The organism is Pseudoalteromonas denitrificans DSM 6059 (assembly GCF_900112265.1).
GTDB lineage: Bacteria > Pseudomonadota > Gammaproteobacteria > Enterobacterales > Alteromonadaceae > Pseudoalteromonas > Pseudoalteromonas denitrificans.
On the sequence record NZ_FOLO01000022.1, the window covers coordinates 53,638 to 76,275 of the forward strand.

Here is a 22,638-nt window from a genome sequence, read left to right on the forward strand (position 1 = left end):
ACAGGCTAAGATGAAACTGTAATAAGACTGCCTCTATATGTGTTTGTGGTAAACGATGCTTAATAGCCACATGACAAACATTTAATGTATATGGCTAGCATTAGTATACTGGCACAGCTCTCATTTATATCACCTTTGACAGCCAATGCATGACATTGAGGAGAAACTGTTCATTTTGTTCTGCACCACCTGAGACCAAGCCGTGCTTCTTACCAGTTGAAACAATAAGTTGTGATGAGAACGCCATTCCCTCAGAAAATACCGCAACTCGACCCTTTCCAACCTCTAAAACGGCTCCTTGATACCAGCCATTCATTGATACTCTAGGCGTTTTTGCATTTACTTGAAAAGGTACATCTGGTACGAGAGAAGTTGCACTTTTGCCAAGCATTAAAAGGGGTTTTGCAGTCTCTGGTATTTGAAAAGCTGAACCACCAAATGTTTTAACTTGAGTAATACGTTCGGAGTGAGGCGCACCTTTCGTTATTGAATGATCCATTAAAGAGTTATCATCAAGACGAAAGACAGCGACACGGACATGTCCATTACTAAACTCAAAACCAAAAGCAGCTGATAACTTTTCAATGACCTTTGGAAAAGGTGTGTGATCTGCAACTAAAAAAAGCGAACCACCTTGGGATACCCATTGTTTAACAACTTCAATTTCTCCTGTTTCAAATGCATCACCAAATGGAGGAGTCCAGTCCTGTCTGTTTCTATCAAGCGCATTTGCAATCACCAGGATGTCAGCTTGTTTTAAATATTCTAAAGTAAACTTTTCTTTACTTGGTTTAACAGTATAACCATCACTAGACAGAACTTGAGAAAATGGCTTATACCTGCCATTTGTTGTGAGAAAATTATTATGCGCCTCATCAATAAGCACGATAGGGCTATTCAATTTCGAAAAGCTCGTTTTAGTATTTTTGGGAATAAAATCAGGATCAAATTGTTGAGCGCCATCTGAACAAGATAATACCCCACCTAAAAAAAATCCTAAAATAATCGTTTTACATATCAATTTCATTTAAATATTCCATATAGATAACCATAATCCTAAATAAAGTATGCTAACGAGCCTATTCAATTTATCTAAAAGCTAAAACTAATATAAAGTGGATTTGTGTATCTCACTCTATGTTTAAAAAAGACTTAACCAATACATTTAAGACCTCATTTTTCAGCTGTAGAATTGAATTTTTAATTATTCTACAACCAAAACGCCCATTTAACTTGCTAAGTCAAATTAAAATACTTGCTATTAGGTATTTTAATCTGTCAAGTGAAACCTAAAAAGTCCATTACGCCTAAGTAAATTGCGAATTACTCTGGACATCCATATACCTTATCCGTCTATCAAAAACATATTCTCAGCACACTAAATCAACAACATCTAATGCATGATAAATAAGATAAAACAACTCGTTGCATCGAAACAAAAACGCAAATCATACGTAAGTAAGCGCATATTAGTATGTAACTAACACATAACCTAAACAATCTGAGAATAGATAATCACAGTTGGATACTATACCAAGCTCAGAAAAGCCCTTATCTAAGGGCTTGTATTTTGTAATAGCCATGCAGTTTCTGCGACTTTCGCTTTTCCTTTAAAACCTTCAATTATACTTTTTGACTCAATAAATTTTAAATTATAGAGTTCAGCATAATGTTGCTTAACGCCTACATTACATATTGAAAAGGGTGGGCCTTGCATCATATTTTGCTCATACTCATAGCAAATCAATAACTGAGGAGCCTTACCTGTTATATCTACCAGATGATTTGCATATTCATTTCGAGTTTCTTGTGGCAGAGCAACCAAAGCAGCTCTGTCATACACAGCATCAACAGAGCCCATTATTTCTTTAGATATGTTAAAAATATTTCCAATAAATATGTCAATATTCTTTGCTTGATAGTGCTCTAGCTTGCCCTTTATTGATATGTTTGGTTCAACACCTAACGATTTGAATAACTGATTAACAGCGAGTTTACTTAATTCAGCACCAACAACTTTGTATCCGCTTTTAAGTAGCCAATGAATATCTAAAGTTTTACCACATAAAGGAATGAATACACGATTGCCTTTTTCCAAATTCAATTTTTTAAAATGTTTTATTAATAAGGAGTTCACCTCACTTTCATGGAAACCAATTTCATTTTTATCCCATTTGTTATGCCAAAAACTTTCTTTCATATCAGATCCTTAAATAATCTATTCGTAAATTACCTATCAGCTAACTATAAGCCTCAGTATTGTGTGACGTAATGTTCAGCGGTATGATGCAACTTAAAGTCGACTTTAGGTCAAGTACTATTTATCAAAATTAAATATTTAAGGTGGAAATAGTGGATATTGGTGAAGTTTCAAAAGCGACAGGGTTACCAGCCTCAACGCTTCGCTATTATGAAGAAAAAGGACTCATCCAATCATATGGTAGAAAGGGTTTACGCAGGCTTTTCAATCAAAAAATATTAGAAAGGCTCGCTTTGATTGCATTAGGCCGTAGAGTTGACTTCTCTCTTGATGAGATAAGAGATATGTTTAATACTGATGGTCCTGATATTAACAGAGCTTTACTATCAGCTAAAGCAGATGAGCTAGATAAAAAGATTAAAGAAATGACCAAAATGCGTAACGGTTTGCGTCATGCCGCGGCTTGCTCTGCTCCAAACCATTTTGAATGCCCAAAGTTTCTACGAATTCTTAAGCTGGCAGGTAAGAAAAGATTAAGACAACGAAATAAACTATAAGCTGTTAATTCATTGAAAAGTATTGAAAAACATTTGAAAAAACACCGTTTCGATAATTTTTCATGATTACCCGCTATATCCTTAGAACTAAAATATTTTTATACTGAAACCAACGTTCAAGCTCAGAAACATCAGTGTGAAATTCATAACCCTTTATATTAATTCAATTTTTCGGGCAATATAGAATATAGATAGAAGGGAGCAATCATTTTTGAAAAGTTGCGTCTTGATATTCCATCATGCTTTTGCACTGCATATAGAATGTATTCTCTTTTTACGATTCAATTTAGCCAAAAGTAGTCATTATTTCTTAAACAATTTGTTGTTATCCATGTAGTAAAAACCATATATCACGACCTGAAAAGTTTCACCTTCATTTTAAAATGCAGGTTTCAACCCAACCCAATCTAGATGAAGTTTATCAAAAGCTCCATCCTCTTTCATAGACTGAAAAGCAGCCTGCAATTTTAAATAATATTGCTTATCTAGCATTTTAGATAACCCAAAATAAGAGCCTGTACATGATTCTTCAATACGATAAGAATGTAGAGCCACATTTGTATATTGGTGAGAAAAATCTTGGTCTATCATACGCTGTCGCACTTCAAACGCATCCGAGAAATAGCCAATAATCCGCCCCCTTTTGAGCATTTTAAGTTTGAGTGTGTCGTCATTTAAAATATAAAGCACTTCAGTTAATAACGGGTCGTTTTTCAGCTTGTTGTCAAAAAATTCTGAATAGCTTGCGCCACTGATATATCCTACTTTTTTCTTTTTTTGTTGAGTCACTTTTATCAGGTCTTCAACTGTTTTGATTGGCATATCTTTGTTCTTTTTTAAAACAACTAAACCAATACAAGTAATTCGAGTTGGTCCCAACCAGTTCATATAATTTGACCGTTCTTTATTTTTAACAAGATTAGGGATCAGGTCTATTTTTCCATTTTTAATTTTAACTAAACTTCTTACAAATGGTCTTTCAATTATTTGATAATCTAATTTCGCACGTAAAAAAATTTCTTTTATGAGTTCTATATCCATACCTTCCCAATTGCCACCCTTTAAGTAGGTAGATGGGAAATCGGCTTTACTTACCCTAATAGTGAGCGTTTCAGCGAAAATATAATTCGACAATAAAAAAGTGACCAAACATACTTTCGATACACACATTAGTATTTTCAAAATTCGATTCATTTTATTACTCTGTATTGATAAAAACGTGCTCTGAGCATTAAATTAAAAAGCTTTCTCCATTTAGCTAAGTATTAACGTCATAACTTAATTTTTCAATATGCGCATATATTATTTTGTCCTAATTTTGCATTGAGTGATCTCAATTCATGCCTCATTAGTGCAAAGCTAAAAACCTTCAGAAAAGTGATATTAACCAAGGTTAAAATCTTAGCTAGATAAGAACAAATCCATTACCTATGATTTAACTACTTGGATACAAATTTAAGAATGCACCTTACTCACAGAATAGACCCCATAACCATTTGCGAACATACACAAGTTAAAACCGAACATAAAATTCATTAAACATTCAACAAAAACACCTAACACACTAATTTTTAAGCTTATTTAGTTTTGGCATGCTTATTTCATTATTAGAAATTAATTACTGAAAAATAGTGTGTTTATATTATGAAAATAGAACTAAACCAAAAAAAATCATGGAAAAAAGGCGTTTTAATCACTCTTTTTGTTTCTTTATTGTCTTACGCAGCTTATGCCGTTAGCAGTAAATCCGTAAAATCAGTTTCGGCTGATACATTGCGTTTTCAAACCGTAAAAAGTGGACCGATAGATATTTATGCGACTGCTTATGGAGAATTTATTTCAGCAAAAGAACGTTTATTAACGGCGCCCGCTTTAGGTAAAGTATCTGAAATTTTAGTTCGCCCAGGCACCCAAGTAACACCAGATACTGTTATTCTTCATTTATTTAATCCTAAGTTAAATCAAGAAGTCAGTGAAGCACAAGGCTTACTTGCCCAGCAAAAAGCACAACGTGAAGCATTCAAATATGAACAACAAAACGAAAGGCTCAATTATCAAAGCAGTATTGCAGATATTGAAGCAGAAATAGAAAAAGCATTACTTGAATTATCGGTAAACCAGAAATTACTTAACTTAGGTGTTGCCTCTCAAATTGAATTACAACGTGCGCAACTCTCAGTTGAACAGCAAAATAAACGCCTTAAATTTGAAAAAGAAAAATATCAACAGTTTATTGAAATGCAAAGTTATCAACTCACCCAACGTGATATCACAATTACCCAACAAATCTCTCAGGTTTTATTACTAGAGCAACAGTTAGAAGATATGAAAGTTAAAGCAGGCATTACAGGTTCATTGCAAACATTAGAAATTGAATTAGGCCAAAGTGTGCAACTTGGTGAATCGCTCGCGAAAGTTGGCAGTGATAAAGAACTGATTGCACGCTTAAGGCTGCCTCAACATCAAGCAGACCAAATTGATATTAATGCACCTGTGATCATAGATACACAAAAAGGTTTGATTAAGGCACATATTTCTCGCATTGAGAGTTTAGTTACAAATGGTTCAATATTAGCCGAAGCGATTATTGATGGCGAGTTAACATCAAATTCCCGCCCTTCATTAACTGTTTCGGCTCAAGTTTTTATAAAACATCAAAAAGATGCACTCTTTATAGATCAGGTTTCAGGTCTTCGCCCACGTAGCAAGCAAGCTTTATTTGTGCAAACAAACAACAGCCTGCTTGAACAAAAAGAAGTTACTTTTGGTGAAATATCACAAGGTCAGCTTGTCATTGCCAATGGTTTAAATTCAGGAGATAAAATAGTGAGTTCAGATACCAATAAATATGTTCAATTTAATCAATTATCAGTTATACAATAATAAATAGAATTTGAAGGAAATAATCATGAAAAAAGTCGTCGCTATGAGCAATATCCATAAACGTTATGATGGTCAACAAATTGAAACCCATGCGTTACAGGGGGTTTCATTAGAAATAATGCAAGGAGAATTCGTCGCTATTACCGGGCCTTCAGGCTGTGGTAAATCTACCTTATTATCTATTATGGGCTTAATGGACTCAGCCACAGAAGGTGAATACCATATTGCAGATATAAATACTTCAAACCTTAAGGTAGATCAAAGAACTCAAATCAGAAATGAACATATCGGGTATGTTTTTCAATCATTTAACTTAATTGATAACTTAACTGTTTTTGAAAATATCGCACTGCCTCTTGAGCATAGAAATGTAAAAAAAACTCAAATAAAACAAAGAGTAGAAGAAGTCTTAACACAGGTAGACATGCTACATCGTCAAAATTATCGTCCAAACCAACTTTCCGGTGGTCAGCAACAACGCATCGCAATCGCACGCGCTTTAGTGGGTAAACCTGACCTCATTTTAGTTGATGAACCTACAGGTAATTTAGACAGCAAGAATGGTGATCAAGTCATGTTACTACTTGAGCAGTTAAATAAAGCGGGATCTACAATTGTTATGGTAACGCATGACAGCCGCTATTCTCGCTGTGCTAGCCGTCAAATACAATTATTAGATGGTCAAATAGTGACAGAACAAAATACAATGCAGCAGGTTCAGGGGGTCGCATGAGTTTATATCAAAAAGCTTTTTTACAAGGCGTGGCCAAGGTATTTTCATTACCCAGGTTGAGCATACCGTTAATTTTAACCTTAGGTTTAACCTTAGGTGCCGTATTAAGCGTTATTTCAATTTCTTCAACCTTACTCTATAAACCTTTGCAAGGCGTTAAAAATGAAGCTTCATTACAAACATTTGAATATCGTTTTAAACCTTCCGAAAATTTAAGTGTTTCTTACTGGAATATGCGCCGTTTAGCCTCTGTCAGTGAATATTTTGCTGATTTAGGTCAATGGGCTGGGATCTCCCCTTCAGATCAAGATATCACAATCAATAATACCCTTTACGCGACTACCCGTTATGATGCTTCAAGCAATATATTAGAAGTTTTAGGCACAGAATTATTGCTAGGTGATGATGTAACCGTTGCTTCACCACAAAAATACATTTGGATCTCACAAAGCTTATGGCAAAAAGCTTATTCAGGAAAAAAATCCGTATTAGGTAAACAAATAACAATCGATCAAGAGTCATTTGTAATTGCTGGTGTCATTGAAGATGTGATGGCTGTAAACAGTGCTCAAGAAATTATTCCACAACAAGTTTGGTTCATCAATAATTTAAAAGAAGTTATAAAAGCGCCTGCAAATGTTGGTAATATTGATAACTCACTTGATTTTTTAATTCTTAAATCTGAAAAATCACCACCTAACTTAGCTCAAACAAACGAATGGTTAACTGACTTTGTGACAAACAACGCACAAGGGGAGCGTGTACAAAGGTTTTTAGACTTTTTAAATAGTGCAGATAAAGAAGTCATAAATTCTAATTATCGTAGTAATATGTTAGGTGAAAGTGAAAGTTTGCTCACTGCTTTATTTGCAGCTGTGTTTGGCCTGCTACTTATGGCGACCATCAATTTATTAAATTTATTTATTGCGCATTATCAGACCCGTACTAAAGAGTTCGCAATTCAAATTAGCTTAGGTGCCAGTTTATTAAAAGTTAAAACCTTAGTTTTATTAGAAAATTTACCCAGCTTTTTATTAGCTGCAATTACAGGACTATTAGTAACGGGCTGGGCTTTAAAAAGCTTACCTTTGATCGCTGGTGAAAGCCTGCCTATGATAGGTGCTATCGGCATTAATATCATGACGATTATAGCCACTTTAATCATTGTATTTTTACTTAGTATCTTATTTAGTGCTTTGGCATTAGTTGATATTGAAACGCATTCCTTAGCAAATAACCTTAATAGCAGTGGTAAAGGGTTACAAGCTCAAAGTAACCAATGGTTAAGTCGCTTATTAATGGTATTTCAACTTTCAATCGCATCACTATTACTAACAGCGTCAGTCATGTTAACCATGCAAAGCTACCAATCAGTTTATCAAGATTTGGGTTATGAACTTGGTAATACTTATGATGTCACATTATCTTTTGCAGATGAAAAATGGCGTGAAGAATTAGCTGATTTTGAAGCGCAAGATTATCAAAATAGTGAAATAAAAACCTTATTAACTAACGTCAGTAACTTAATTGAAACAAATGTTGCAGACAGTAAAGTCGTGATCCCCTCAAGCGCACCATTATCAGATAGATTTCGCATTTCAGCTTTTCGCTCACAGGAAAAAAAAGGCGAACGTGTCATGTATCAAATCCAAAATTTGAGCCCTGATTACTTTAAACGCTTTAATATTCGATTTTTAGCGGGTACTAACTTAACGCAATCTCAAATTAATAATAATGAAAATCGCATTGTTATCGATGAGAGTATGGCAAAAACAATATATCCAGATCTCACTTATCAAGAAGTAATAGGTAAAACAATACAACTAAATCAGGGTCCAGATCGCCCTCCTATGATAATCAGTGGTATCGTTGTAAATACAATAAGCCGCGCAGGTGCCGTAGGGGCATATGGATTACCCGCTGTATATACACATAGAGTTGATGCTGGTCGTGATGGTTTACAGTTCAGTGTGATGTTACCTGAAGGTAAAGACCTAACTGCAGATATGCTTGATCCTGAACTAAAACGCCAATTTCCAGGTTTAACTAACTTACAAGTCAGGCCTTTAAATGATGTTTGGCAAATACAAACACTAAATCAAAGAGTAAGCTTATGGGTTGTGGTCACTATGACAGTTTTAACATTATTTTTAGCTGCGATTGGTGTTGCAGGTCTTACTCAGATGACGACTAATCATAAGAAATATGAGCTGGCAGTACGTATGGCAACTGGGGCAAAACAAACTCGGTTATTAAACTTTATATTAAAAGATGCGTTATGGATGTTAATTATAGGTTTAGGAATAGGTTTTATTATCTCTGTTTTTGGTTATAAACAGCTACAGATTTACCTTGAAATGTTACCTGAGTTTAACTGGTTAGCCATGTCTGCTCTTGATTTAGGTTTAATAACAATTGTATTACTTTCAGTAATAATACCTGCCTGGCGTGTTATTAGCTCAGAACCTATGAGAGCCCTCAGAGAAGAATAGTCAAAACAAATAAAACTAGGTTAGACTAGTTGTATTGGTCAAGGGCAGCTCACAAGTTGCTCTTTTTACATAAAAAATATAGAAGCCTTAAAACACGGAGCTCAGTTTGCACGAAACCAATATCAAAAAATATAACGCGACGATTTTACTTGCCGATGATGATGAGGATATTCGCTTGGCACTGGCCTTATTGCTCATGGCAGCAGGTTACCAAACCATAGAAGCAAGTAATGCCAAAGAAGTGATTATTCAAACGAATAGACAAAAACCTGACCTTATTTTATTAGATATGAATTTCAGCCGTGATACCACAAGTGGTCAAGAAGGATTAGATATTCTAAGTCAGCTAAAACAAAGCAATATCCCTATTATTTTAATGACAGCTTGGGGCAGCATTGAACTTGCTGTAAATGGTTTAAAACAGGGCGCCTGTGATTTTATTGAAAAACCTTGGAATAAAGAAAAGTTACTAAATAGCATACTGCAGCAACTTAACTTCTCTAAGATAAAGCAAGAACATCAAGGATACCGCCAACTATTAAGTTCAGATCAATCACAATCGCATAAAATCTGGATCTGCCAATCCCAAGCCATGAAAAATATCGAACAATTGGTGACACAAATAGCCCCAACAGATGCAAATGTACTGATTTTAGGCGAAAATGGTACAGGTAAATCACAATTAGCTGAACGAATACATCAACTATCCGCCAGACAAAAGCACCCTTTAATTGCTGTTAATATGGCTGCAATTCCTGATAACTTATTTGAAAGTGAACTTTTTGGTCATCAAAAAGGCGCATTTACAGATGCAAAGCAAAATCGTATCGGACGATTTCAATTAGCAGATCAGGGTACCTTGTTTTTTGATGAAATAGGCTCTTTACCAATTACCTTACAGCCTAAGTTATTACGAGTACTTGAAACAGGCCAATATGAAGTATTAGGCTCAAGCCAAACTCAAGTGAGTAATGTAAGACTCATTAGCGCAACCAATGCCGATTTATCAAAACAAGTAAGTGAAGGTGCTTTTCGCCAGGATTTATTATACCGACTCAATACCTTAGTGATCACTTTACCGCCACTAAGGGAACGTTTAAATGATATTCAACCTTTAGCTGAAAACTTTATAGATCTATTCAGTATTAAATATCGAAAATCAAACTTAAAACTCACACCCGAGGCAATAAATAAACTCAAACAGCATAATTGGCCGGGTAATATTCGAGAACTGGGTCATACAATGGAACGTGCTGTTTTACTTAGCATGACAAATGAAATCAATCAGGAACAATTATTATTGGATAGCGCAGACAACGATCATTCAAGTATTCAGTTACAACCTTTAGAACAAGCTGAACGTCAACTCATAGAAAAAGCAATGACAACCACTTCAGGTCAGGTTATTGAAGCCGCTAAATTATTAGATATCTCACGTAACGCATTGTATCGTCGACTTGAAAAATTTGGGATTAAGTATGAGTCATGAACATTGGCTCATAAGCGCACTTTCAAGCATTATATGTGTCATCATCGCTTTAGCAAGCGCCTTAACTTGGAGCTTAGGTTGGGAGCTGTTAGCGATAGCGACCTTAATATTTGTTTTATTGTACCCTATGATTTGGCTTGCAACACGTTACTATCAATTTTGGCAGCGGTCGATAATGCAACTGACAACCTATACCCAAATACTAAAAGAAGGTGAGCATAATTTAAGATATAAAAAACAGCACAAAAATAATTTATTGCTTGCTTTACAAAAAGAAATTGAATCATTAGCTAAAGTAAACTTAACAAAGAGTGAACAAGATACGACTGTTGAAAATTTATTAAGTCGCATACTTGACTCTTGGTCCGTTCCAGTATGTTTATTTGACGAAAAACTCAATTTAACCTATCGCAATAATGCAATGAATGAACAAATTAAACAGCCAATGTTGATTGGTACACCTGCATTTGATTTAGGTTTTAAATTAGAAAACGCGTGCTTTAGCCACAACCAATTTGATGATAAATGGCAGTCTCAAAGCATCAACTATTTACATCAAAAACAAAAGCACTGGCTATTTTCAGCATTAGACATTTCGTTATTACTGAATAAAAATCAAATAACCACAGAACAAAACCTGATCCGCGTACTTTCACACGAATTAAGAAACTCACTAACGCCAATGGCATCTATGGCCGATACCTTATTATGCAGCGAACAATTAGACGAGTCACAAACACGATTAGTTTTAAGTAGGATACACAGTAGAAGTAATCGGCTACTTTCATTTATAGGCCAATACAGTCAGCTCACCCAACTCCCCCCTCCTAATTGTATCTGGTTTGATTTCAAAGAGGTTTTAGCTGAAGCTAAAAGCATGATAAATGAATCATGTAATGTGACATTTCAAGGAGACGCACAGTGCTTTGGTGATGAAGTTCAAGTATCACAAATATTGATCAACCTTTTAAAAAATGCGCAAGAAGCATGTGTTGAAACGCAATGTGAAATATCCATTAAAATATATGCTCAACAGCAAATTCAAGTTATTGAGATTAGAGATAACGGTCCTGGTTTTGCTAATTTAAATAATGTATTAACCCCATTTTATACCACAAAAACCAACGGTTCTGGCATCGGATTATCATTATGTGACAGTATTACCCGTAATCATAAAGGTCAGTTAAAAGTCGCAAACTTAAATCATGGTGGGGCTATTATCACCTTGACTTGGCCAACTTAAATAAGACATGAAAAAATGTATTCTTATAAAATAATTACGCATATAAATGAAATTTCAGCCACTCGCTGGGATCTTTTTTTTGATGATAACCCTTTCACTAAACATGCTTTTATTCATGCCTGTGAAGCCAGTTTGTCGGCAAGTTCAAAGCAAGGTTGGCAAGCACATCATTTTTTAATTTATGAAAATGACACTTTAATTGCTGTGATGCCAGGATATGTCAAAAGCCACTCTTATGGCGAATATGTATTTGACTGGTCTTGGGCCGAGGCCTATCAAAATCACGGTTTAACTTATTACCCTAAATGGGTTTGCTCCATTCCTTTTACACCTGTTGAAGGGGGTCGCATTGCAACAAACTCTTCAAATCTATCCATGTTATATCAATATATTAAAACGATTTTAAATGCACAAAGCAAAAAATATAACTGGTCAGGTTTTCATATTAATTTTTGCGATAAGAAAACATCGCATTTATTAGGCAAGCAAGATGTATCTTCACGTTTAGGTGTGCAATTTCAATGGTTCAATAAAGATTATCAAAGTTTTGATGACTATTTATCGTGTTTAACAGCTCGAAAACGTAAAGTAATTAAAAAAGAACGTTTAAAAGCAGTGGCAGAAGATATTTCAATTAAATGGTTAACTGGTTGTAAGATTAGCAGTGACATTATCGAACAATTTATTGCGTTTTATCAACGAACTTACTTAAAACGTTCTGGCCATTTAGGTTATTTAAATTCTGATTTTTTTAGCTTATTAAAACAAAATATGTCTGATGAGTTAGTCATTATGATCGCAACAAAAGATGAAAACGTTATCGCTGCAACTTTAAGTTTAAAGTCATCAACAACCCTTTATGGTCGTTATTGGGGGGCTAGTGAGTATTATGATTTTCTGCACTTTGAGTTATGTTATTACCAAGGCATAGAATACTGTATAAAAAACAACTTAAAATGCTTTCATTCAGGCGCTCAAGGAGAACATAAAATAGCACGCGGTTTTGAGCCTGTATTTACCTATTCAAATCATACAATGGTACACCCCGATTTTTCACTCGCCATTGATAACTTTTTAATACACGAGTCTCAACAGATGCAAAATTATCATCAGCAATGTCAGACTTTATTGCCTTTTAAAAACCAATAATTGATTATTCGCTGGCATATCAAAATCCTTAGTCAATACCAACCCTTCATTATTAGCTAACGCGATAACCTTTTCAATATCACGAATACCACGGCTTGATTCAATATTTTTTAACCATAAATCAAACTGCGCATTACTTGGACTTGTAAATTGATGATTATATTTAAAAGGACCATAAAGACACAAAATACCATGGGGATTTAAATGCCTTCCAACACCTTTAAAAAAGGCTTCGACCAGAGGAAAACTCACAATATGTAAGGTATTTGCAGTAAAGATACCATCAACTAAAGTAAGTGGCCAAGGCTTAGAAAAATCCAGCGTTAGTGGTCGTAATAGGTTCTTTGCACTCGATTCATCTAACCATAAATTAATACCTGGGTGATTTTCTTCTAAGTCGCTGGTTTGCCAACTCAATTGAGGTAACATTTCTGCAAAATGAACTGCATGTTGACCAGTTCCTGAACCCACTTCAAGTATTGTTTTACAGCCACTAAAAGTATGCTGCAAAATCTCAACTATGGGTTGTTTGTTATTTTCACAGGCTTGTGAGAAAGGTTTTTGCATTATGTTTTTACCTGTTAAAAAAGCAAAAGTATAAATATACTTTCGCTTATATCAAATTAAACTTGTTGAAATTTATATACTGAGCCTAAATTCAAAATTTTTGTTAGCTCATCAAGTGCCGCTCTTGATTCAATTAATAATTGTGGGTCTTGTAAATCTTTTGGGCTAATTGTATCTCTGTAATGGCTATCAACCCAAGTATTTAAACGTGTAAATAAACTATTTGACATAATACATGCAGGGTTAACAGCATCTAATTCTTGCGCATTCAGTGCAACTCTTAATCTTAAACATGCAGGACCCCCACCATTTTTCATACTTTCATTCACATCAAAATATTTAACCTGCTTAATAGGAGTATTACCAATAATTAAGTTATCTAAATAAGTTTTTACATTTATATTATTTTCACAATGTTTAGGCGCAATAATGGCCATAGAGCCATCAGCTAACGTTATGATTTGTGTGTTAAATAAATATGTATTTACCGCATCAGAGATACTAACTTGATTGCTCGGAACTTCTATAAAATGTACAGCTTGTTGTGGCAACTTTTGTTTCACTTCATCAATGAATTTTGCGGTATTTAAAAATGCCTGTTCGTGATAAAACAATACATTTTGATTACCCACAGCAATAACATCATTATGGAATACACCTTGATCAATCACATCAGGGTTTTGTTGCACAAAAACGGTATTATCATTTGACAAACCATGCAATCTAGCGACAGATTTACTCGCTTCTAGCGTTTGTCTTGCTGCAAATATTTGTGGTTTTGGCATATCACGGTTAAATGCAGAACGGCCAAAAGTAAAAATCTCTAGTCCTTTATCACCATAGCTACCACATAATCGAGTATGATTTGCCGCCCCTTCATCACCAAAATGATCGTTATCATTTAAATGTAAATGATGTTCAAAAAATTCATCATTATTAAACATGGCTTTTAAAATATTGCCTGTTGTTTCAGGTTCTAATGAACGATGAAATTTATTGGTTAAATTTGCAGGTGTAAAATGTACTTTATTATTATGAGTATCAGCCGAAGGCGATATAGTGGCTGCATTAGCAGTCCACATACTAGACGCAGAATAACAGGCTGCTAATACGTTTGGCGCTTCTTTATGAGCCTGAGATAGAACTTGTGCATCCGTTCCAGTAAAACCTAAACGCCGTAAAGTATGTATATCAGGTCGTTCTTGTGGCGCTAAAACACCTTGTGTTAAACCTAAATCATGCAAAGCCTTCATTTTTGCTAAACCTTGCTTAGCGGCACTTTTGGGATTTGAAATATCAAGTGCACTTTTCAGTGAAGCAACGTTTCCTTCTGATAATCCAGCATAATTATGTGTAGGTCCCACTAGTCCATCAAAATTTACTTCAAAACTTTTCATCAAAAACCTCATCAAAATATAAAATTACAACGGATAAAAACTAAAATGTTTTACCCATATATCATCGCCCCAAAAAGAGTATACTTGATTAAAAAAAACAAATCCTAAATTACTAAATTTATTAGAGTTTGTTGAAAATCGAATATAAAATTCACTTTATGAAACATTAAATATCTTGATTTTATTGTAACTCTGGATTTACACTGTTAGAACTTTACGTTTACGTAAAGGTAGGTTCAAAGCAACCTAATAACCTTTTAAAATAAGAGTCAAGTTATGCGCCTTGAAGTGATGTGTGAAAATAAAACCGGAATAACACGAAAGTTACTCGAAATTTTAGAGCGTTATGATTTAAATCTTTATGGTATGGAAGCGAATAGTGATGGCGTTATCCATGTTCATTTTCCCGAGCTTGAATTTGAAAGATTCAAAAACTTAATGCCTGAAATACGTAAGTTAGATCATGTCATAGATGTCAGAACAGTTAAGAACATGCCACTAGAAACAGAGCATTCCGCATTAGACGCCCTACCAGATCCTGTATTTTTTATTGATTTAAAAGGCAAAGTAACTCGGATAAATAAAGCAGCATCTGCGATGATCAACCTTGAAAAAGAAAAGGTTGAAAATGAACTCCTTAATCAATGGATCTTGGGTTTTTCATTTACAAAATGGGTGGATGAGCAACAAGGTGAAAATCAAACAGTAAAAATACAAGTTTGTGGCATTAATTATTTAGCTGAAATTTCACCTATTTATTTAAACGATACTGCAACATCAAAGCTACTTTCAGGTGGCATAGTACTTTTAAAATCCTCATCCAGATTAAATAAGCAACTCAATATATTGCAAACTGAAACGACTCCAGTAAGCAAAATAAAAAAAGAAACAATGCAAGGCTTTGAAGCAATTCGAGCGCAAAGTTCAGCAATAAAACGCACTTTACTACAAGCAAATAAAGTTGCTTTATTAGACTCTCCTATCTTAATCATTGGTGAAGTTGGCACAGGTCGTAGACGCATAGCCAGAGCATGTCATGACGCCAGTAGCAGAAAAGAAGCTCCCTTTATTGCCATAAATTGCGCAACTTTAAATAAAAACACCATACATGAAAAACTCTTTGATGATGAACAAGGTATATTAAAACGAGCACAATCTGGCACTGTCTATTTAGATGAAATAGCCGAACTTAGCAATGATCACCAAATTAACTTATTAAATTATTTAATTTCAGAGCAATGTGACTCAAGTCACAAACAAGCACATTATGCACAAAAATCCAGAATTATTTGCTCCAATAAAAAAAGCTTAGTGAAATTAATGAAGGCAGGCAAATTCAGACAAGATCTGCTTTATCAAATCAATGAATGTACTTTAAGCATACCCGCTCTTAGAAAAAGTAAAGACGATATCATTTCATTAGCGAAGTATTTTTTACAACATTATTCAGATAAACAAGGCGATACCGAATATACATTATCTAAAAAAAGTTGTGAGAAACTACAAAACTATGACTGGCCAGGTAATGTAAAAGAACTTAAAAACATTATTTTTCAAGCTGTCAGTATGATGGGTGACAATACAGAGCTCACTCCTGAAGTGCTCAGCTTGCCTTTAGATACACAAACACCGGTCAATAGTATAGAAACATTTAACGACACCTTAGAGCAAGCAACTAAAAAATATCAGGCCGATTTAATTAGGCAGCTCTATCCTGTTTACCCAAGCACCAGGAAATTAGCAAAAAAATTAGGTGTATCTCATACCGCAATTGCAAACAAACTTAAAGAGTATGGAATTGATAAACCATAAAAAATGTATATTAACTTCACTTTTCTATATAACTCAATAAATATCTTGTATGACACACATTTCGATTTATCATTTTTATTAGCTGTAATTGGTCAACCAAGTTACAGCTAATTACTTAAAATTTAACGCCAAAGTGAACGCCATGCACAGGTTCTTGAGCCATTATATTCAAAATAGAAACGACCACAGTTATCATCATAGTTATAGTTTCCGATATCAATACGATAACCACTTATATAATGGTTATGTAAAGAGGTATATCGACCATTGTATAACAATGAAAAATGCACATGTGGCCCAGATGATTGCCCCCCTTCACACAAAGCAGTTTGTTTGTTATTTGCATAACGACCTAACCAAGCACCAGAGGCCACACTATCGCCCGTATTATATTGTAGACTATCCATATGATAGTAACTGGTTGCATAACCACTTGGATGTGTGATGCGTATATTGCATCTTGAATATCGTGTTACAACCCCTTCATGAGATGCTTGCACCCAAGGTGTATTACTTCCCCATCCCCCTGAACCATTATTAAAATCTAGAGAAGAATATGGATACCCCGAGCCTGTATTTGAATGTGCACCACCACTGACCCATGGATAACCTGACTGCCAAGGTAAATTCATATTAAAGTTTGAGTTAGCGCTGATATTACTTAAGTCAGATGCTTTTGAATTGATATGTAATGCGTTTTGTAATAATAAATTATCGTCACTTCGATTAAAAAGTCTTTGATATGTATTTAAAAAGTCATTAATCTTTTTACTATTATCAGAACTATTAATACCACCGTGTTTTTTTTGGTTATTTCCATAAAGCAAACTTGTTAATGAGATAGTAGCTGCTGTTGTATTTTTAAGACTTTCAGTTTTGATTGTGCCATTTTCTTGTGCTTCTAAAAAAAGATAAAAGCGCTGACTTAACTTCAAAGAAACATCTTTTAATTGATTAATAAAGCCTGTTTTATTCGATAAAGTTGTAAAAGGCTTATTAAAATTGACCAAGTCAGGATCACTTAATATCTGACTTTGTTGTTCCATTAAAGCAATTAACAACTTTGGGTTTATACTTGTATATCCAGCCCAATGCATTATCTCTTCCTGTTTATTTTTTAAAGCAAAGGCTTGAGTATTAAAAAAATTATTCCAATCCTCTTTAAGTTGTAGATTAGAGAAAACAAACTGATCATCATCAATTACTCGTAAGCTGCTAATTGGGAGCTGATTTAATATTTTTTCATCATATTTAAATTGATTAATTGCATCAAAATGTACCTGAGCATTCGCTTCATTGATCATAGGTAATAAGCAAGATGCAAAAATAGGTAGAATTATTTTTTTCATTATATTTATTCCTTATTATTAAATTGATTTCCTTACCTATAAATTATGTTCTCAGGTAAGCGTTATTAAGCGTAGTACCCAATAGAGGTTTATGTTATTTGTATTTTTAATGTTTACATTTGAATTTTTTATGCGTTAATTTGGTTTTTAACTTAAAAAAAGGAGAGTTGACTCAATAAATGGTGAGTTTTAGGTGTTTTTATTTTCTATATGAAATATGTAGAAATGATATTCAACATGAAGAATAATACTAACTCAATAAAAACAGCAATAAATTGTACTTTTGAAAGCCTTAATCTAGCTTAAATTTATTAACTAAGTTTCGCATAGTTGTAGATACCTGAGTCAGACTATTTGATGAAGCTTGATTGCTTTGTGTCCGCTTAAAAACCCCACTTGATAAATTATCAACCTTAGACATATTCGTATTTATTTCACCTATTGTTTGGCTTTGTTCTTCAGTTGCAGTTGCAACTGAAATAATAATTTGCTCCATTTCATTCACTTGTAAAATGAGCGAATCTAGACCCGAATTTAATTGACTCACATGCTCAATACTATCTGATGCAACACCGCTTGCTTTAGACATTGCAGTAACCGCTTGATTTGTTGCATTAGATAAAATAGTTAATCTTTCTTGAATTTGAATTGTTGATTCTTGCGTTCTAAATGCCAGGTTTCTAACTTCTTCTGCAACAACAGCAAACCCTCTACCGTGTTCACCAGCTCTTGCTGCCTCAATGGCTGCATTTAATGCCAATAAATTGGTTTGATCTGCAATAGAGTTGATTACATTTAATACAGAAGTGATTTCGCCTACTTCTTTATTTAATTCTGTAATTGCGCTAGAGGTGGTGTTCAAATCAGAAACTAACTGCTCTATTTCTGTTACTGCTAAACTGGCTTCATGACCATTCTTTTTACAATCTTCTACAACTTGATTGCTTATTTTTTGACTATTATCTGTATTTTGTGCAACATCGTTTACTGTTGCTTCAAACTCTTCTAGTGCAGCTGCCATACTACGGGTTGCATCACCTTGCTCCTCAACCATGCCAATACTATCACTCGCTCCTTCTGACACTTGATGTGATGCCTCTTCTATTTTTTTAGAGGAGTGACGTACATCTAGCAATGTTTCTTTTATCTTATTAATGATGCGGTTAAAAGCACGAGAAATATCCCCAAATTCATTTTTTCCATCATAATCAATTAAATATGTAAGGTCACCATCACCTTGAGAGATATTATCCATGACAGTTGATAAAGTCGTTACATGGTAACTTATTCTTTGTGCAACTAAATAACCAACTCCAATGCCTATTCCCAAAAAAATAAGTACTGTAATTGATGAGGAAATAATTAGCTTTTCCATTTCATCATAAAATGGAGCAAATGCTTCATCTTCATCTATTTCAGCCATTAACGCCCATGGTTCACCTCCACTATTAATCCTTTTATAAGCTGATAAGACTGGCACATTTCGATAATCAGGAAAAATTTTAAAGCCAGTTTCCCCTTTTAAAGCAGCTCTAGATCCAAGCGTATCGACTTTTTGTACTAAAATAACATTGTCTGTTCTTTCTATTATATTTGCTTCTTCTATTTGACCTGAGGCTCTCAATGCAGACAAGTAATTTTTTTTATCATCTAATAAAAAACGACTTTGATTTCGTAAAGTACCATCTAACCCCACTAAGTAAGTTTCACCTGACTCACCTAAACCAATATCAGCCCACTTATTATTACTGGTCATTATTTGGTTTATTTTTCCTATCGGCATTTGAAAAATTAATACCCCCAGTTGTTTACCATCTTTATATATAGGGCTTGCAATAAAAGCAGCAGCAGCATCATATGAGGGTAAATAATTATCAAAATTGGTCATATAAAATTCATCTTTAGATAAATTCACAGCACCATTAAATGCTTTTGCCAAGCCACTTTGTGAATAAGGGCCTGTTTTTAAATTCGTAGCATAATCGAGTTCTTTAAAGACCGAATACACGATATCGGCACTTTTATGATCAACAATAAAAATATCATAGTAGCCAAAAACATTTAAATATTGGCGTATCTGAGGGTGATACTCTTTATGGATTTTACTATAACTTGAATCATCATTTGCACTTATTAAAGCATCCTTTCCCCCTAGAGGTTGCGGGTTATTAGCAATATAAGAAAACTGTAACAATTGTGCTATAGAGCTGTTTTTTGGTAATAAAGCATCAATTGATGTGTTTTTACCATTTAGGTCCTGGTATTTTTTGGAAAATTCATTTTTATAATAATCATTAAGTGCAGATTGAGTTTCTTCACTATTTAAATTGGGTTTATAAGTTATAAATGCCTGACCAAACTTTTGGGCAGCATCGCTTATCATGCTGTTATAGGAGTAAGTGATTATTTGGCCTTTAATAACATCCAAATAACCTTCTAGCTGCTGAGCTTTTTGTTCTCTAATAGAAATAAGTGCTCTTTGGTTAGATTCATATAGTTCATCATATAACTGTTCTATAACGCTATTTCCAAGTACAGACACGGCTAATATCAATGGAAAAAAAACTAAACTAACTGACAAAATTAATAAGCGTGAACGAATCGTAAGGCTCATGCCAAAACTCCTCATAATCAAGCTTATAATATCCTTTTTCAAAGCGAGACTAATCTATTAAAGTTCGATTGATAAAATAAATTATAGTGAAATAAATTATAGTCCTTTATTCAAATTTTTTTACTTTTATTAATTATATGAAAAAATACACATTTTATTAGGCCCCTATTTTTAGTTTATTTACGACCTGTTCTGCTCCTATTTCTCAGCTATCAGTACTTACCCTTTCAATAATGACAATTGTTGTAGCTGGGTTTTTATCCAACGCTCAAGAAAGTACTTCGGTAATTGATGAGATTAATATAGACTTTTGAACTTGCGTAACATTTGCATCTATTATTTTAATATTCACATAAGGCATATTTTATCCTCAGGCTTATGTTACAACTAGGGCAATCTAACTTTAAATCGCGGCTAAAATCGTGAAACCAAGTAGTACTTGTACTAAAAAACCGATAAAGAATGCCACAGTACGCAGATAGGGGATGCCAAATGTATATAAAAAGAAATGCGCTGTACGCGCAACAAAATAAACCATAGTTGCAAAAATGGTTGTTTCACTACTGATATTTAAATATAAAATAGAAAAAACTAAAGGCACAAAAACAGCTAAATTTTCAATCGCATTTTAATGTGCATACATCATGCGGTTAGCCCATTTAGACTCTGGCCTAGTATCTCGTTCAGGATTTCTTAATGCAGGGAGCAAGTCATGCTCTAAAATTCTATCAATAATATAAGGAAGCCAAAATAATGCTGTGGCAAGTACGGTTAGTGTCATCCAATAAATTTCGGTTTTCATATAACGCTCTTTTATTTGATATTTAGCTGTACGTACAACTTTCATTATAAAAAATGATCTCAAGGTATTTAACCTCATAAAACACATATAATATATCTTCTGTTCTCTATAGTTTTTTACTTATTAACCTTTCTAGCACAACTAAGGTTGTTAAGTCATCTTTGCTTATTTTTGTTGGTAAATTCGCATATAATTCATCGTCAATTTCATTTAAGCGATTTTCAATCTTTTTTGCTTTACGCAAAGCAAAAATAGATTGCTCTTTTTGATTGTTTTCAGATGATGCCCTTCTGATCAAATAGCCATCTGCAACCATTTTATCTATTGATCGTGTAATTGTGGACTTTTCTAAATGAAGTGCCAAATAAATTTCTTTTTGTACTAAACCCATTTTTTTAATCAAACGTAAAAAAATATGCATGCGCTGGCGCAAGCTCCAGTTCATCGTATGCATCTTTCCAAATTTTATTTACAATTCTGGAAGGTGACTGGTATTAAAATATAGGCATCTATCAAACACATGGAGAGCTCATACAACAATAGTTGTATATGCAACTGTTGTTGTAATTAATTATTATTACCTTAAATTTAATTTAAAAAACATTATAAAGAGACCTTTATTATAGCCCTTTGTTTGATTAATTATTTTCCTCATATCTATTTACTGATAGTCTGCCAAACTTAAGTTTTCTCTTTCACATACTTTTATAATCGCTTCTCGTTTTGCTAGATTTTTAAGGTGTTGAGCGAGATGTTTAAATGCAAGAGGTGGCTTTTTCAATTCATCAGCCCATATACATAACATGAATAAAAAGTGATCGCATACACTGATATTATCACCTGATATAAATGCTCTTTGACTCAGTTCATTATCTAAAAGCGCTAACATTTCAGTAATACGTTCCTCTTGAACTTGAATAATGTCATCAACCACAAGTTTATTTGTTGTATGTTTATCAGGATAAAAATAAATCATTAACTCAGCTTGAACTGTGTTTGTTAAATACATCATCCACTGGAAAAAATCGTGGTAGAACGACCCATTACTGAGCCGACCCCACACAGATCCGGACATGCGAAACTATCGCATCCGGCTCTTCAGTTATATATTCACTCGTGTAAAACACGACCCTTTTTACCATTTCAATACCAGTCAACACGAATAATCCGTTTACTGACCTTTAGTGGTTCAATTTTAAAATATTCTAACATCTTCTTGAAACTACTCCAGTTATAACTTTGTCTACCACTGCGCCTGTTTAACCACTTATATAAGCTGTGTAAAACACTGTTATGTAATTGAGACAAACTTCGGCTATTGTCAGGTAGACCAAAATAGTTTCTAAATCCC

The 22,638-nt window shown here is 34.0% G+C and carries 19 protein-coding genes and 1 pseudogene; 8 read left to right on the forward strand and 12 right to left on the reverse strand.

The window, feature by feature from the left end:
• Positions 1-124: 124 nt before the first annotated feature.
• Together BM088_RS14280 and tmpT are read right to left on the reverse strand one after the other, a co-directional pair.
• Complete coding sequence (locus BM088_RS14280) at positions 125-1,027, reverse strand: hypothetical protein (protein WP_091985260.1); 903 nt, start codon at positions 1,025-1,027, stop codon at positions 125-127.
• A 528-nt stretch (positions 1,028-1,555) separates the two neighbouring features.
• The gene (tmpT, locus tag BM088_RS14285; RefSeq protein ID WP_091985263.1) at positions 1,556-2,200 is read right to left on the reverse strand and encodes a thiopurine S-methyltransferase; all 645 of its coding nucleotides are present in this window, start codon (positions 2,198-2,200) and stop codon (positions 1,556-1,558) included.
• A 152-nt stretch (positions 2,201-2,352) separates the two neighbouring features.
• Here tmpT and BM088_RS14290 point away from each other — a divergent pair, with 152 nt between their 5' ends.
• Positions 2,353-2,757, forward strand: coding sequence for a helix-turn-helix domain-containing protein (locus BM088_RS14290; protein WP_218156526.1), 405 nt, complete (start codon positions 2,353-2,355; stop codon positions 2,755-2,757).
• Positions 2,758-3,135: 378 nt separating this feature from the next.
• Here the strand turns inward: BM088_RS14290 and BM088_RS14295 are convergent, their stop codons facing one another.
• On the reverse strand, positions 3,136-3,951 hold the full coding sequence (locus BM088_RS14295; RefSeq protein ID WP_091985274.1) for a substrate-binding periplasmic protein: 816 nt from the start codon (positions 3,949-3,951) through the stop codon (positions 3,136-3,138).
• Between the two features lie 450 nt (positions 3,952-4,401).
• Between BM088_RS14295 and BM088_RS14300 the strand changes: the two genes are divergently transcribed.
• From BM088_RS14300 to BM088_RS14325, 6 genes are all read left to right on the forward strand, one after another.
• Positions 4,402-5,640, forward strand: coding sequence for an efflux RND transporter periplasmic adaptor subunit (locus BM088_RS14300; RefSeq protein ID WP_091985279.1), 1,239 nt, complete (start codon positions 4,402-4,404; stop codon positions 5,638-5,640).
• 25 nt (positions 5,641-5,665) lie between these two features.
• Entirely contained in the window at positions 5,666-6,373 is a 708-nt protein-coding gene (locus BM088_RS14305) for an ABC transporter ATP-binding protein (RefSeq protein WP_091985283.1), read from the forward strand.
• Positions 6,370-8,865, forward strand: coding sequence for an ABC transporter permease (locus BM088_RS14310; RefSeq protein ID WP_091985286.1), 2,496 nt, complete (start codon positions 6,370-6,372; stop codon positions 8,863-8,865). Before BM088_RS14305 ends, BM088_RS14310 begins: the two co-directional genes overlap by 4 nt.
• Positions 8,866-8,971: 106 nt before the next feature.
• The gene (locus BM088_RS14315) at positions 8,972-10,354 is read left to right on the forward strand and encodes a sigma-54-dependent transcriptional regulator (RefSeq protein WP_245763828.1); all 1,383 of its coding nucleotides are present in this window, start codon (positions 8,972-8,974) and stop codon (positions 10,352-10,354) included.
• The gene (locus BM088_RS14320) at positions 10,344-11,597 is read left to right on the forward strand and encodes a sensor histidine kinase (RefSeq protein ID WP_091985290.1); all 1,254 of its coding nucleotides are present in this window, start codon (positions 10,344-10,346) and stop codon (positions 11,595-11,597) included. The genes BM088_RS14315 and BM088_RS14320 overlap by 11 nt, the downstream gene beginning before the upstream one ends.
• Positions 11,598-11,612: 15 nt before the next feature.
• On the forward strand, positions 11,613-12,746 hold the full coding sequence (locus BM088_RS14325) for a GNAT family N-acetyltransferase (RefSeq protein ID WP_091985293.1): 1,134 nt from the start codon (positions 11,613-11,615) through the stop codon (positions 12,744-12,746).
• Here the strand turns inward: BM088_RS14325 and BM088_RS14330 are convergent.
• Positions 12,723-13,313 carry a DUF938 domain-containing protein gene (locus tag BM088_RS14330; protein WP_091985296.1) on the reverse strand — a complete coding sequence of 197 codons (591 nt, stop codon included), beginning with the start codon at positions 13,311-13,313 and terminating at the stop codon, positions 12,723-12,725. The two genes, BM088_RS14325 and BM088_RS14330, sit on opposite strands and share 24 nt — an antisense overlap.
• A 56-nt stretch (positions 13,314-13,369) precedes the next feature.
• The gene (astB, locus tag BM088_RS14335) at positions 13,370-14,710 is read right to left on the reverse strand and encodes an N-succinylarginine dihydrolase (protein WP_091985300.1); all 1,341 of its coding nucleotides are present in this window, start codon (positions 14,708-14,710) and stop codon (positions 13,370-13,372) included.
• Positions 14,711-14,986: 276 nt separating this feature from the next.
• Between astB and BM088_RS14340 the strand changes: the two genes are divergently transcribed.
• Positions 14,987-16,522: a sigma 54-interacting transcriptional regulator gene (locus BM088_RS14340; RefSeq protein WP_091985304.1), complete on the forward strand. Its 1,536-nt coding sequence runs from the start codon at positions 14,987-14,989 to the stop codon at positions 16,520-16,522.
• 122 nt (positions 16,523-16,644) lie between these two features.
• On the opposite strand, the gene BM088_RS14345 is transcribed toward BM088_RS14340, so the two are convergent.
• From BM088_RS14345 to BM088_RS27590, 7 genes and pseudogenes are all read right to left on the reverse strand, one after another.
• Positions 16,645-17,871, reverse strand: a complete 1,227-nt coding sequence (locus BM088_RS14345; RefSeq protein ID WP_091985308.1) for a M23 family metallopeptidase — start codon at positions 17,869-17,871, stop codon at positions 16,645-16,647.
• A gap of 292 nt (positions 17,872-18,163) precedes the next feature.
• Positions 18,164-20,485, reverse strand: coding sequence for a methyl-accepting chemotaxis protein (locus tag BM088_RS14350; protein WP_177208055.1), 2,322 nt, complete (start codon positions 20,483-20,485; stop codon positions 18,164-18,166).
• A gap of 403 nt (positions 20,486-20,888) precedes the next feature.
• Positions 20,889-21,107 (reverse strand): MAPEG family protein, encoded by a 219-nt coding sequence (locus tag BM088_RS27580; protein WP_281247164.1) that lies wholly within the window; start codon positions 21,105-21,107, stop codon positions 20,889-20,891.
• A 6-nt stretch (positions 21,108-21,113) separates the two neighbouring features.
• Positions 21,114-21,332, reverse strand: coding sequence for a hypothetical protein (locus BM088_RS27585; protein ID WP_218156528.1), 219 nt, complete (start codon positions 21,330-21,332; stop codon positions 21,114-21,116).
• 61 nt (positions 21,333-21,393) lie between these two features.
• A complete protein-coding gene (locus BM088_RS14360) occupies positions 21,394-21,732 on the reverse strand; it encodes a MarR family transcriptional regulator (protein ID WP_091985315.1) in 339 nt (112 codons plus the stop codon).
• A gap of 216 nt (positions 21,733-21,948) precedes the next feature.
• Positions 21,949-22,362: a glutathione binding-like protein gene (locus BM088_RS14365; RefSeq protein WP_091985318.1), complete on the reverse strand. Its 414-nt coding sequence runs from the start codon at positions 22,360-22,362 to the stop codon at positions 21,949-21,951.
• A gap of 68 nt (positions 22,363-22,430) precedes the next feature.
• Positions 22,431-22,638: pseudogene (locus BM088_RS27590) on the reverse strand (group II intron reverse transcriptase/maturase); the annotation flags it as partial.